The organism is Streptomyces sp. NPDC048142 (assembly GCF_043202835.1).
GTDB lineage: Bacteria > Actinomycetota > Actinomycetes > Streptomycetales > Streptomycetaceae > Streptomyces.
Genome location: NZ_JBIDBC010000049.1, coordinates 1 through 12,413, shown reverse-complemented (window position 1 = coordinate 12,413; position 12,413 = coordinate 1). Strand labels below are relative to the sequence as shown.

The following is a 12,413-nucleotide window of genomic DNA, read 5'->3' as shown; positions in this document are numbered from 1 at the left end:
CGGACGATTACCGGTTCATGGGTTCCCGATGGGCGGAGTCGACACGGGCACGACTTCTGTGCTGGCAGCATGGAAAAATGACTACTGCATGGCCCGATCTCGTCACCGAAGCAACCATTTTCAGCACTTCTGTTCTCGGCAAGTGCACAGATCAGGACTGGTCCCGCACCGCGGGAGAGCTGGAGTGGAGCTGCTACGACACCGTCTCGCATCTGTCGCAGGCCATCTACGGCTACTCGGCCCTTCTCATCGCGCAACCGACCGACCGCTACATCGGAGTCCGCTTCGGCGTCGACGCCGGCACGCCTCCCGAGCTGGCGGTGGAGGGAATCCAGGTCGGCGGCACCCTGCTCGAGTCGACCCTTCTCCGAAGCAGCCCCGATGTCCGTGCCTTCCACTCCTGGGGCACCGGCGACCCTGCGGGCTACGCGGCCATGGCCGTACTGGAGCTGCTGGTTCACAGCCGTGACATCGCTCAGGGATTCGGGCTGGAGCAGCCGCTGCCCGACCATCTCTGCGAGCCGACCGTCCAGCGACTGTTTCCCCAAGCCCCCACAGGCTTCAGCCCGTCCGAGACCCTGCTGTGGTGTACCGGCCGGATCGCGCTCGACGGCCCCGGGCTGGAGCGTCAGAAGCAGTGGCGCTGGTACGGAGACGTTCGCTGAGCAAGGCCCGTCAGGAAACGGGAGGGCCCGGCGGCGGTGTGTGCACACCGCCGCCGGGCCCGGCGGCTTCGCCCCTGCGGGTTCAGAAAATGTGAGGCTGCACCTGTCCGACGGCTCGCAGGGCGGACTCGACCGCGCCATCGATATAGCCACTCCAGCCGTTGGCGACGTCACCGCTGGCGAACGCGACCTGACCGGACGCCTCCAGAACCTCCGGGTAGAGGTTCGTCAGCTGGCCCGGCTTCCGGTAGGCCCAACCGCCTCGTGCGAACGGGTCCATGCCGTAGTCGTGCGAAGTGACGGACATGATGTCCAGATCGACGCCCAGCTCCTGGACCGCCGCACTGACCTGGGCATGGTTGGAGAGATCGAGGTTCGGGTCGACGCTGAACCCCACATAGAGCTGCCCCTGGTCGGTCGCGGGACCGGCCTGCAGCCACGGTATGGAAGGGCCACCCTCGGCTGCCTGCGCGTAGAACCTGCCCTGCCCGTTGCGGGCATGGATCCAGAGCTTCTTCGCGTTCTTGACACAGATGCCCTGCGTCGTGGCCGCGGTGTGGGCGGCCGGCAGCGCGGGGTGGAACCTGATGGTCCGCCAGGCGTTGGCGGGCACCGCGACGATCACGGCCGACGCGCTGCACGTCGCACCGGATCTGAGCACCACATACTGCCTGCGCCCGGCGCCGACGACCGCGGCGACCGGCGAGTTGAGACGCAGGGTCGCGTTCGGGGAGTCCGCCAGCATCGCGTTGAGCAGGCCGGTCGTGCCTCCCCTCATGCTCCAGCGGACGGTGTTGCCCCAGCCCGTGTTGTTGCCACCCGCGAGCTGCCAGTGCTGGGCCAGCATCGTGAGGGCGCCCTGCGCGCTGCTGCCGCCGGCGAGCAGCGCGGGCGAGCCGTTGGCGATCAGCTCGTCCTCGGGCGAGAGCGAGAGCTCGTTCAACCGGTCGCGCAGTGACTTCTGGTCGACGCTCTGGAGCAGGTCGAGGCGGTGGAGAGGCTCGGCCGGTCGCTCGAAGTACTGGGCCGACCCCTCGAAGAGCTCCTCGCGCAACGAGGAAGCCCTGGCGAATCCCGCTGCCACGTCGAACTCCGCGGGGCCGCCGGGCGTCGGCAGCAGCAGGCGTTCGATCGGCCCTTCCTCCTGGAGCTGGATACCGTACCGAGTGATCTCCGCACCGATGTAGGGCATCGTCGCCGGATCGACCCAGGTGCCGCCCATTTCGATCAGGTGGCCGCCGAACATCTTGGTCCAGGTCCGTCCGCCGATGCGGTTCTGGGCTTCGAGGATCAGCACCCTCTTCCCCTGCTCGCTCAGCTCACGCGCCGCCGTGATGCCCGCGAACCCGGCCCCGATGACGATGACGTCGTACGTCCCGCCCCGGGCCGCCGCGGCGGCCTGGGCCGGCAGCGCGACCCCCAGTGCCGATACCCCGACCGCCGTGGCCCCGGCCGCCTTCAGAACGGTACGGCGGGACGTGGTCCGCGCGGTGTCCGCCGGCACGTCTTCGGCGGCGTTGAATCGAGTGCGCCCGATTTTCATGATGTGCGGATTCCCCCATCGGATTCATGAATGAACAGCTAAAGAAACGGGCAGCAAGGTACGAGGCTGATCAGCCCCCCTTGACGTTTCAGGGACGAACCCTATGCAGGCGTGGCCCACCGTGCGCCATCCGTCGGCAACGGAGCGTTCTGCGGCCTGTAATCGCCCGCTCATCGGGATATAACTGACGAGTTACTCGCGCGTGCCCGCCTCCCACACGGCGTTCCATAAGCTCCTCCCTGACTCATCAGGCCAGTACCGGGAATTCAGTTCACTTCCCACACCATCCAGGAGGCCACTCATGGTTGCTCTGTCACCGCCGAGCGCACTGTTCGAGAGCGACTACTATCAAGATCCCCATCCCAGCTTCGCCTGGCTTCGCGACAACGCTCCGGTTCATCCATTCATTTTCCCCATCGGGGGATTCCAGACCTGGATAGTCACACGGTTCGACGATGTCCACGCGCTGCTCGGAGATCCCCGATTCAGTACGAACGCGGAGGCCTATGCCCTCCCGGACTTCCAGGCGTCAGGAATGGTGCTCGGCGCGGGGACCGTCGTGTCACGCATCCTGTCCACGCTGGACCCGCCGGACCACACCCGTCAGCGCAAGCTCGCCATGGGAGCCTTCACCCCACGCCGCATCTCCCACTGGCGGGAGGCGACCGAGGACATCGTGAACACCAATCTGGATCTGCTCGGGAGCCAGGAGAAACCCGATCTCATGGATTTCGCGGGGGCCATTCCCGCACAGGTGCTCGGCAAGATATTCGGCATTCCCCTGGGCCGCTACAACGACATCATCGATGCCATCGACCGCGCCTTCCACTCCGACGCCGCGTCCTCGAACGCGAAGAAGGCATTCGAGGACATCGCCCAGTACGGCCGTGAACTGATCGTCGAGAAGCGCAGTGCGCCGGGTGACGACCTCCTCACCACCTTGATCGAGGCCCGTGACGGAAACGACCGCCTCACGGAGGACGAACTGGTGGCGCTCCTCGCGCAGATGATCATGGCGGGTCTCGACACCACCAGGAATCTGATCGGGTCGGCGGTCCTGTCCTTGCTGGACAACCCCGGTCAGCGGCGCCTGCTCGCCGAGCGGCCGGAGCTGGCTCCACAGGCGGTCGACGAGTTCCTCCGCCTTGAGGGGGCGCTCACCATGGGGCTCTTCCGTTTCGCCAAGGAGGACCTGGAGTTCGGCGGTGCGTCCCTTCCGGCGGGAGCGCCCGTCATCGCCGCGCTGCTGTCGGCCAACCGCGATCCGCGGCGGTTCGAGGACCCCGATCGTCTCGACATCACCCGGCAGGGGCCGCGCCATGTCGGCCTCGGACACGGCCTGCACAACTGCATCGGCGCCGCCCTCGCCAAGCTCGAGGCGGAGATCGCGATTCCCTCGGTGCTCAACCGGTTCCCCGAAATGGAACTGGCCATCCCCAGGGACGAGATCACCTACAGCGAGAGCTACTTGCTGCGAGCGCTCACGGAGCTCCCCGTCGATCTGCACGGCGGTACGGTGCACCGGCGCGAGCGCTGAGGAAAGCGTGCCGGCGCCCGGCGCCCGCGTCACCACGGGTGCGCGGGCGCCGGCGGCTGGGGTCAGAGGATGTCGGTGTCCGGTTCGAGGCCCAGGAGCACCCGTCCCTGCAATTCCAGATTCACATTGACCTGGGTGAGGGCGTGCAGCGAGAAGCCGAGGATGTCCCGGTGGTATCGCTGGAAGGGCACACTGCGCTTGATCACCGAAGCACCGCTCGCGGTGAACAGGAGCTCCACCGCCTCCTTGGCCAGATGTGCCGCGAACGAGGTCTGCCCGCGGATGACGGCCTTCTCCTCGTCGGTCGGCTGCTCCCCCGCATCAGCACGCTCCTGGAGAACGCGCAGCCAGGTACCGGAGAGCGCCTCCGCAGCGTCGATCTTGTTGGCCGCCGTGGCGACCTGCACCTGGGTCAGAGGGTGCTGCGACTGGTCGTCCCACGTGGTGTACGTGATTCCGCGACCGGGCAGCCGGCCGAGGAAGAGCTCGTAGGCCCCACGGGCGATGCCGATGGCCATCGCGGCGTACTGCGCCATGATGAACGAGACGATTCCATACCCCCGCCCCGCCACATCGCTGTTCCACCGGTCGCCGGTGGTGCCGAGCATCAGCTCTCCGTAGCCGGCCACCCGACGCGTCGGTACGAACACGTCCTTCGCGGTGGCGGTGGCGCTTCCCGTGCCGCTGCCCGCCGATACGTCCCAGTCGTCGGTGACGACGAACTCGGACATCGGGACGATCGCGATGAACTCCTCGGCGGTGCCGTCCGGATGGTCCAGCATCACCGCCACGCAGTCCCAGTCGGCCGAGTGGCACCCGGAGTTGTAGCTCCAGCTGCCGTTGAGGATGTAGCCACCGTCGGTGGGCACGATCTTTCCGGTCGGCGCGAAGCCGATGGAGACCCGGGTGGAGCCCCCGGCGAAGACCTCCGCCTGGGTCTCGTCGGGATACAGCGCCGCCATCTGGGCGCCGGTCAGCCACACCGTCATGTCCCAGCCGGTCGACGGGCAGCCCCGGCCTATCTCCTGTACGACCTCGGCCTGCTCGGCGACGCCGAGGGCGAGTCCGCCGAACCGGCGCGGGACCGCCATGCGGAACACATCTGCCTGCTCGAGCAGCGTGAGGTTCGCTTCGGGCACACGGCGCTTCTCCTCCGCCTCGGCCCCGTTGTCGCGAAGCTTCCCGACGATTTTCCGCACCGCTTCGAGAACTGATGGAAATTCTTCCTGCTCGGTCACTCTGCCCCTCCATCGAAATGTGCGGCCATCAACGTTGGCACGCTATTCGCGAAATTATCATGGCAGCCAAAGGGATCACTCCCTTCTCGATAATCGGAACACCCTCAGCGGTAATGCATCGTTCATTACCGCCGGTCTTCCCGGTGTCCGACGCGATTGGCCCACAGTGACCACGGGGTGGCAGGGGCGACTCTAGGTTGTGCGGGAATGTCCGGGACCGCGAGGAAGAAAGAGGAATCCGAGTGACGACGCCCATCAAGGTCGACAAGAAGGCATGTATCGGTTCCGGGCTCTGCGCTGCCATGCACCCGAGCCTGTTCCGGCTGGGCGCCGACGGGCGCGGGGAGACACTGGTGGCCGAACTCTCGGAGTCCGATGACATCGAGTTCGCCCAGGACATCGCGGACTGCTGTCCGGGTCAAGCGGTACTGCTCAGCCACGCCGGGTGATTGGCGGGTGTACGTTGCCGCCGCCGGCGAAGCCGGGCGGCGGCAACGTCAGCCGGTGGCCACGGAGGCCCACAGGGCGGTGATGCCGGAACCCGCCGACGTGCCCGTACGACGCCTCGGCGTATCCGCGGCGGACGTGTTGAGAATCTCGAACTGCAGCCGCTGCACCTCGTCGGACGGCTCGAGACCCAGTTCCCTCTTGAGGATGTCGTACAGGTTCTGATAGGCCTGCAGAGCCTCACCTCTTCGGCCGGCGAGGTGCAGGGCCGAGATGAGCTGGCCGTGGAACCACTCGTGCAGCGGGTGGTCGTTGACCAGGGAACGCAGTTCGGGAAGGAACTCCCGGTACCGGCCGAGCCGGTTCTCGACCTCCACCCGCAGTTCCAGAGCCCGGATGCGGAGCTCGTCCAGATGAGCCGTCCGGCCGGTGAGTACTCCGCCGATCGGTACGTTGCTGAGCATGGGCCCCCGCCACAACCGCTGGGCCCGCGACAGGTTGTCCGCCGCACGCTCGGTGGAGCCCTGGGTGAACTCCCACTGGGCTCGCCGGACGAACCGTTCAAAGACGAGCACGTCGACCTCGTCGTCATGCACTTCGAGACGGTAGCCCGGTGCCTGTGTCACGAGTAAGTGACGTTTGGAAGAACCCCCTTGGACAGCTTCCAGCATCCGTCGGGCATGGTAGACGTGCGTCTGCAGCGTTCGGGTGGCTCCCTTCGGCGCGTCCTCTCCCCACAACTCCCTGACGAGAGTCTCCGTGGCCACCGGTTCACGCGGCTGGAGCGCCAGCACAGCGAGCATCTGGCAGATCTTGGGGGCCTTGGGTGCGTGGGTCCGACCGTCTCCCGCCACGATCTCGAAGGGGCCGATGAGATGGAACTGCACTGCACACACTCCTGTCCGGCGCTCTGACGCCCGTGTCGGTGCTGGTGTCTGTCTGGACGCCAGGAATCAGTCGGCTCAAGACCATCGCGAAAGCGGCTGTGACTTCCGTCCTACCGGACGGTAGTTCGGTAGAAGTCACCGAGATCACCGCTCGGCACACGCCCCGCTGACGGAGCAGGGAGGCGGGAGGCGAGAGGCGGTACAGGGCACGGTGTCGCATGGTGTCGTCCCGGACGGAATACCCGCTCCACGTCCGACCGGGGCCGGCGCGACAGACCCCGCCGGAAGCCGACGCACTGAACGTGCTCACCCATCTATCCCCCCGTGATGCACCTGGTAACCAGCAGGGCGTCCGGTTTATTTATACAGGGTCGCCATGACGAGCTCCGAGGAAATCTCAGCATTCGTACCGACGGACAACCGGCCCGTGCCGACCGGCTGCGCGGTCGCCGCGATGTGCAGCGCGGGCGGAGAGGGTTTCGACGCGGGCCACCGCGAAGGAGACGCCGCTACGAGCACTCCGGCCCGCGTGCGGCGGCCAGGAGCCGTTCGGCGCGGTACGGGGAGAAGTCCAGTTTCGCGAGGACGCCGGCCGGGACGAGGCTGGGCAGGATGAGGGCGATCAGGTTCGAGATCTCTTCGGACAGGGTGCCGTTCGGCAGCGCGTCCGTGACCAGTTGCACACCGGTCCACGCGCCCACGAACAGCCGCGCGGTCTCGGCCGGGTCGACGTGGGGCAACAGCTCACCGCGGTCCTTCGCCTCGCGGAGAAGATTGTCACCCAACTCGATCCAGTCGGGCCAGCGGGTGCCGAACAGGCTGCGGGCCCTGGGGTCGACGGACAGCCGGATCGACGCGCTCAACACCGGCTCCACGGGAAGCCGGTGGGCGAGGAGCAACGCCAGGTCCACCCACTCCTGCAGCTTGAACGCCTGCGGCACCAGGCCCTCCCGGGTCACCGCCTCGTCCAGCACCGCGCGCGCCAGCTCCTCCTTCGAGCTGAAGTGGAAATACAGTCCACCTCGGGTGAGCTGGACCCGCTCGATGAGCCCTCCGATGGTGGTGGCGTCGTAACCCAGTTCGTTGAACATCTCGGCGGCAGCCCCGAGGATCACCCTGCGCGTACGCATCGCGCGCTCCTGCCTGGCCATGCACACCTCCACGATGCCTTCGGACCAGTGCCTGAGATCACATGGCCCGGAAATCGAAACCGACCGACGAACCGGTACTTTAACCGTGCGCCTCAACAGCCATCAGACCCCGGGGGGGGCCTTGCCGAGGAACTCGATTGCTGCGCCACGGGCCTTGACGGTCCAAAGATCACCATCGCACACCACGTCCTCTCGCTCATTGAGCGCTTACACCCATCTGACGCATGAGGATTCGATACTGGTCAGAAGATGGAGACGCGGGCCGGCCGACACCTTCGTCCTGAGCGTTGTCTGGCCGCCTTCTCAGGGCCGGCTGCCCTTCCCGCCGAACGTTCTGGCCCAAACGATCAGACAGAGCGGTCTCGTCATAGCTCACGCCGAGTACGGGGTCCCGCTGGACCACCAGACGGTTCTCAACACGCTGGACATCACGGCCGATTCGGAATTCCGCCCTCCGGCCGACCGTCCCGCGATGCTCGATGTCGAAGTGACGGTACAGCGGCCACAGAACCGCCCGTCCACTCCGAGCGCGCTGAGCATGAGTTTTCGCATTTCCCATGAGGGCGCCCCGGTGGCCGGGGCCGCGTCCGAGTTCTCCTGGGTCTCATCCGCGGCCTACCGAAGACTGCGGGGAACCTACCTCACCGTCGACTGGGGCGCCTGGCCGGTGCCGGTGCCCGTCGCCGCGGAGCTGGTCGGCCGGGCGGCCAGCGAGGACGTGGTTCTTTCCCCCGGCGACCGGCCGGGTCGCTGGCTGCTGCGGAACGATCCGGCCAACACAGCACTGTTCGATCATCCCGTCGACCATGTCCCGGGGCTCGTCCTGCTCGAAGCCGCGGACCAAGCCGCGCGCGCGCTGCTGGCTCCGGACTTCTTCGCACCCGGTCAATTCGCCACACGCTACTCACGTTACGTCGAATTCGACCACCCCTGCTGGGTCGAGGCCGCATTGCTGCCCACGCCCCGGCCGGGCCGGGTCGCCGTCCGGGTCACCGGCGTTCAGCGGGCCGAGCCCGTGTTCACCGTCGACTTCGAGGGCAGGACCGTCTGACCGCCCCGCACGTTCCGGGCGAACAGCACCGCTGCTCGCCCGGAGCGGGCCGGGTCACCGATTGACGAAGCCGCCGTCCACCGGCAGCACCGTGCCGGTCAGAAAGGGGCAACGGTCGCTGAGCAGCCAGGCGACAGCCGCGGCGATCTCCTCGGGCTCCGCGGTACGCCCCTGCGGAGTAAGCGAGTTGGCGAGGTCCTCAAGTCCGGGGTTGCGCCCGAACCAGTCTGCGGTGATCTCGCTGCGGGTCGTGCCGGGCGCCACCGCGTTCACACGAATGCCCTGCGTCGCGTATTCGTCAGCGGCCGCCCTCGTGAGACCGACGACCGCGTGCTTCGAGGCGATGTACGGGGCGGCGGTCGGTATCGCCACGAGGCCGCCCACGCTACTGGTGTTGACGATCGCGCCACCACCGCTCTCCAGCATCGCGGCTATCTCGGAGCGCAAGCAGTTGAAGACGCCTCGGACATTGACGTCCATGATGGTGTTGTAGACCTCGTCCGGCATGAGGTGCAGGGGCGTTCGGTCACCGCCGATGCCGGCGTTGTTGAACGCGACGTCGAGGCGGCCGTACGCGGATACCGTGACGTCCACAGCCCTGGCGGCCTGTTCGGCGTCGGAGACGTCACCGACCACGTACGCGGCGTCGGCGCCCTCGCCACGCAGCTCGTCCACGAGTGCGGCCAGGCGGTCCTTCCTCCGGGCGACCACCACTACGGTCGCGCCCTCACGCGCGAAGAGCCGGGCCGATGCCGCGCCGATGCCACTGCTGCCCCCTACGACGAGGGCCACTTTCCCTGAAAGAAGATCATTCGTCATGCCCGCAGTGTGCCAGGCCCCGTCCTGGCATCCGCCGGGACCCGTGGGCCGGCGATCGGGTCACCGGCCCACGGGGCACCCGCTCGTGGCGGGCCCCGCGGAGACGCCTCTACTCGGGCAGCAGGCTTCCGGCCACCGGACGGTCGACGGCCATGAGCCAGCGGCCGTCCTCGCCCCGGCGCAGGACGTCCGTGCAATTGCCCTCGATGTGCAGCGGCTTCCCTTCCTCGTCCGTCCCGTCGATGACGAAGTGCACGCCGATCAGAGCCACATCGCCTGCGACATAGGAGTGCGTCAGCTCCGCCTTCAGGACGGGCTTGGTGGAGAGGAACTCCTTGAAGAAGGCCAGTCGTGCCGCGCCGGTCAACGGCGTGCCCGAGAAGTTGGAGATCGCGTCCTCACGGTAGAGCTTGTCGAACAGCTCGCCGTCACCGGAATTGAACACCTGCAGGAAGATCTCGTTCTGCAGGTCGGTGTCGTCCGTCAGGTCGGGGTTGTCGGGGTCGAAGTCGACAGTAATAGCCATGGAACTGGGCCTCCAGGTCTGTTGGTTGACGTGAGAGCGGTAAGTCGCGGCGCCCTTGCGACCGTTCGTCCGGCCATGGCCGCACGGGCGGCCCCCGGCGCCCTGGGTGACGGAGCGCCGGCTGTCTACTTCTCGCCGTACGGGTCGTCGATGGCGTAGCGCCAGTTGCCGTCCTCGCCCTTCCGGAGCACGTCGACGCCGACACCCGAGAGGTGCTCGGGCTTGCCGTTCGCGTCCTTCGTGTCGATGGTCCAGTCCACGATGAGCAGCGCGGTGTCGCCCGTCACGAAGGACTGGCGCGGCACGGCCGTCATCTTCGGCCCCCGCGCCAGAAATTCCCTGGTCGCGTCGAGACGCGCCTGCCCGGTGAGCGGAATTCCCGGCTCCCAGACCGCAACGGCTTCCTCGGTGTACATCGCGTCGACCGCGTCCAGGTCGCCCGCGTTGAAGGCCTCCACATAGAGCGCCGTGTGCTTTTCGACATCATTGGTGAGCTGCGACATGATGACCTTTCTCTCTTTCCCGCCCGGGTGAATCTCCCTGGAAAATTCAGATCGACCCTACTGGCACCCGAACAGGGTTCAGCCATCATTCAGCCACTGAGAAGTAATGCACCGACCACCCCCGGTGAAGCGCAGGCGATTACCACCACATGCTTGCGGGCGATTACGATCGAGAACTCATTCCGCACGTTCAGCGAATTGTGCATCATTTCAGAAAACGAATTAAGAGTTTCTCACGGCCCGTGCACACCGTTGGGCCCTGAACACAACACACCGGGGAGCTGGGTACATGGCGGGCGAGGACAAACTCCGCGACTACCTCAAGCGTGCTGTCGCGGATGCCCGCGACGCACGCGGCCGACTGCGCGAGGTGGAGGACAAGCAGCACGAACCCATCGCCATCGTGGCGATGGGCTGCCGCTATCCGGGCGGGGTCACCTCACCGGAGGGCCTGTGGCGGTTGGTGAGTGAGGGCGCGGACGCCATCACTCCGTTCCCCGGCAACCGGGGGTGGCGGCTCGACGGCCTGTACGACCCGGACCCGGAACGCGCCGGCACCAGCTACAGCCGTGACGGCGGCTTCCTGCACGATGCCGATCTGTTCGACGCGGGATTCTTCGAGATGTCTCCGCGGGAGGCGCTGACCACCGACCCGCAGCAGCGGCTGCTGCTGGAGACGGCGTGGGAGACCTTCGAGCGGGCGGGCATCGATCCGGCGTCGCTGCGGGGCAGCCGCACCGGGGTGTACACGGGGCTGATGTACAACGACTACGGCTCGCGCCCCGGGCTGCCCGCCGAGAACGCCGAGGGATATCTGTTCAGCGGAAGCGCCGGCAGTATCGCGTCGGGTCGTATCTCCTACACGTTCGGTTTCGAGGGTCCGGCGATCTCGGTGGACACCGCCTGTTCCTCCTCGCTCGTGGCCCTGCATCTCGCGGCGACCGCACTGCGCCGGGGCGAATGCGACCTGGCGCTCGCCGGAGGAGCGACCGTCATGTCGACGCCTGTCGCGTTCATCGAGTTCTCGCGGTTGCGGGGGCTGGCGCCGGACGGGCGGATCAAGTCGTTCGCCGCGGCGGCGGACGGCACCTCCTGGTCCGAGGGCGTCGGCCTGCTCCTGGTCGAACGCCTCTCCGACGCACGGGCCAACGGCCACACCGTCCTCGCCCTCCTGCGCGGCTCCGCCATCAACCAGGACGGCGCCAGCAACGGACTCACCGCCCCCAACGGCCCCTCCCAGGAACGCGTCATCCGCCAGGCCCTCACCGACGCCGGCCTCACCGAGGCCGACATCGACGCCGTCGAGGCCCACGGCACCGGAACCCGCCTCGGCGACCCCATCGAGGCCCAGGCCATCCTCGCCACCTACGGCCGCGACCGCCCCGCCCGCACCCCCCTCTACCTCGGCTCACTCAAATCCAACATCGGGCATGCGCAGGCCGCTTCGGGTGTCGGCGGGGTCATCAAGATGGTGCAGGCCATGCAGCACGGCATCCTGCCCAGAACCCTCCACGTCGACGAGCCCACCCCGATGGTCGACTGGGACTCCGGTGCCGTCGAACTCCTCACCCAGGAACGGAAATGGCCGGACAAGGACACACCGCGCCGCGCCGCCGTCTCGGCCTTCGGTGTGAGCGGTACGAACGCGCATGTGATCCTGGAGGAGGCCCCCGCCGCGGAGGAACCGGACGGCGCCACGTCGGCGGACTCCCTACGATCGGCCCCGGTCGAGGTGTCGTCGCCGCAGGTGCTGCCCTTCGTGCTGTCGGCCAGGAGCGAGTCCGCGCTGCGCGCCCAGGCCGGGCAACTGCTCGCCCACATCGAGGAGTTCCCGGATCTGTCGGATCTCGATATCGCTCATTCGCTGGTGACGGCCCGTGCCTCGCACGACCATCGCGGTGTGGTGGTGGCCGCAGACCGCCCCGATCTGCTGGCGGGGTTGCGGAGCCTCGCGGAGGGCAGGTCCGGTCCTGGTGTGGTGACCGGTGTGCGGGTTCCTGGGCGTACGGCGTTCCTGTTCACCGGACAGGGAGCACAGCGGGCCGG

The 12,413-nt window shown here is 67.4% G+C and carries 12 protein-coding genes and 1 pseudogene; 5 read left to right on the top strand and 8 right to left on the bottom strand.

Features of this window, described 5'->3' with window-relative positions; all coding sequences use genetic code 11:
• The first annotated feature begins 77 nt into the window (after positions 1-77).
• The gene (locus ACGF2Y_RS34610) at positions 78-665 is read left to right on the top strand and encodes a hypothetical protein (RefSeq protein WP_392955618.1); all 588 of its coding nucleotides are present in this window, start codon (positions 78-80) and stop codon (positions 663-665) included.
• An 82-nt stretch (positions 666-747) separates the two neighbouring features.
• Here ACGF2Y_RS34610 and ACGF2Y_RS34605 read toward each other — a convergent pair whose 3' ends face one another.
• Positions 748-2,208, bottom strand: a complete 1,461-nt coding sequence (locus ACGF2Y_RS34605) for a flavin monoamine oxidase family protein (RefSeq protein WP_392955616.1) — start codon at positions 2,206-2,208, stop codon at positions 748-750.
• Between the two features lie 559 nt (positions 2,209-2,767).
• Between ACGF2Y_RS34605 and ACGF2Y_RS34600 the strand changes: the two genes are divergently transcribed.
• Entirely contained in the window at positions 2,768-3,745 is a 978-nt protein-coding gene (locus ACGF2Y_RS34600) for a cytochrome P450 (RefSeq protein WP_392955614.1), read from the top strand.
• 62 nt (positions 3,746-3,807) lie between these two features.
• Here ACGF2Y_RS34600 and ACGF2Y_RS34595 read toward each other — a convergent pair whose 3' ends face one another.
• Positions 3,808-4,983, bottom strand: a complete 1,176-nt coding sequence (locus tag ACGF2Y_RS34595) for an acyl-CoA dehydrogenase family protein (protein WP_392955612.1) — start codon at positions 4,981-4,983, stop codon at positions 3,808-3,810.
• A gap of 242 nt (positions 4,984-5,225) precedes the next feature.
• Here ACGF2Y_RS34595 and ACGF2Y_RS34590 point away from each other — a divergent pair, with 242 nt between their 5' ends.
• Positions 5,226-5,432 (top strand): ferredoxin, encoded by a 207-nt coding sequence (locus ACGF2Y_RS34590; protein WP_392955610.1) that lies wholly within the window; start codon positions 5,226-5,228, stop codon positions 5,430-5,432.
• Between the two features lie 48 nt (positions 5,433-5,480).
• Here the strand turns inward: ACGF2Y_RS34590 and ACGF2Y_RS34585 are convergent, their stop codons facing one another.
• From ACGF2Y_RS34585 to ACGF2Y_RS34575, 3 genes and pseudogenes are all read right to left on the bottom strand, one after another.
• Positions 5,481-6,026, bottom strand: a complete 546-nt coding sequence (locus ACGF2Y_RS34585; RefSeq protein ID WP_392955649.1) for an AfsR/SARP family transcriptional regulator — start codon at positions 6,024-6,026, stop codon at positions 5,481-5,483.
• Positions 6,027-6,041: 15 nt separating this feature from the next.
• A pseudogene (locus tag ACGF2Y_RS34580) lies at positions 6,042-6,284 on the bottom strand (winged helix-turn-helix domain-containing protein); the annotation flags it as partial.
• Positions 6,285-6,826: 542 nt separating this feature from the next.
• Entirely contained in the window at positions 6,827-7,468 is a 642-nt protein-coding gene (locus tag ACGF2Y_RS34575; protein WP_392955608.1) for a ScbR family autoregulator-binding transcription factor, read from the bottom strand.
• Here ACGF2Y_RS34575 and ACGF2Y_RS34570 point away from each other — a divergent pair.
• Positions 7,467-8,519: a ScbA/BarX family gamma-butyrolactone biosynthesis protein gene (locus ACGF2Y_RS34570; RefSeq protein WP_392955607.1), complete on the top strand. Its 1,053-nt coding sequence runs from the start codon at positions 7,467-7,469 to the stop codon at positions 8,517-8,519. The two genes, ACGF2Y_RS34575 and ACGF2Y_RS34570, sit on opposite strands and share 2 nt — an antisense overlap.
• 54 nt (positions 8,520-8,573) lie before the next feature.
• On the opposite strand, the gene ACGF2Y_RS34565 is transcribed toward ACGF2Y_RS34570, so the two are convergent.
• The 3 genes from ACGF2Y_RS34565 to ACGF2Y_RS34555 all read right to left on the bottom strand — a co-directional run bounded on the left by ACGF2Y_RS34565 (position 8,574) and on the right by ACGF2Y_RS34555 (position 10,367).
• Positions 8,574-9,338, bottom strand: coding sequence for an SDR family NAD(P)-dependent oxidoreductase (locus tag ACGF2Y_RS34565; RefSeq protein WP_392955605.1), 765 nt, complete (start codon positions 9,336-9,338; stop codon positions 8,574-8,576).
• 109 nt (positions 9,339-9,447) lie between these two features.
• Positions 9,448-9,864 carry a YybH family protein gene (locus ACGF2Y_RS34560; RefSeq protein ID WP_392955603.1) on the bottom strand — a complete coding sequence of 139 codons (417 nt, stop codon included), beginning with the start codon at positions 9,862-9,864 and terminating at the stop codon, positions 9,448-9,450.
• 125 nt (positions 9,865-9,989) lie between these two features.
• The gene (locus ACGF2Y_RS34555) at positions 9,990-10,367 is read right to left on the bottom strand and encodes a YybH family protein (RefSeq protein WP_392955601.1); all 378 of its coding nucleotides are present in this window, start codon (positions 10,365-10,367) and stop codon (positions 9,990-9,992) included.
• A 289-nt stretch (positions 10,368-10,656) separates the two neighbouring features.
• On the opposite strand from ACGF2Y_RS34555, the gene ACGF2Y_RS34550 reads away from it, so the two are divergent.
• Positions 10,657-12,413 (top strand): type I polyketide synthase (locus tag ACGF2Y_RS34550; protein ID WP_392955599.1); only part of this gene is annotated, 1,757 nt, incomplete at its 3' end.

Bases quoted from the DNA above. Each gene is read 5' to 3' on its own strand.
- ACGF2Y_RS34610 (WP_392955618.1), top strand. From the start codon at position 78: ATGACTACTGCATGGCCCGATCTCGTCACCGAAGCAACCATTTTCAGC.
- ACGF2Y_RS34560 (WP_392955603.1), bottom strand. From the start codon at position 9,864: ATGGCTATTACTGTCGACTTCGACCCCGACAACCCCGACCTGACGGAC.
- ACGF2Y_RS34605 (WP_392955616.1), bottom strand. From the start codon at position 2,208: ATGAAAATCGGGCGCACTCGATTCAACGCCGCCGAAGACGTGCCGGCG.
- ACGF2Y_RS34575 (WP_392955608.1), bottom strand. From the start codon at position 7,468: ATGGCCAGGCAGGAGCGCGCGATGCGTACGCGCAGGGTGATCCTCGGG.
- ACGF2Y_RS34565 (WP_392955605.1), bottom strand. From the start codon at position 9,338: ATGACGAATGATCTTCTTTCAGGGAAAGTGGCCCTCGTCGTAGGGGGC.
- ACGF2Y_RS34570 (WP_392955607.1), top strand. From the start codon at position 7,467: ATGCACACCTCCACGATGCCTTCGGACCAGTGCCTGAGATCACATGGC.
- ACGF2Y_RS34555 (WP_392955601.1), bottom strand. From the start codon at position 10,367: ATGTCGCAGCTCACCAATGATGTCGAAAAGCACACGGCGCTCTATGTG.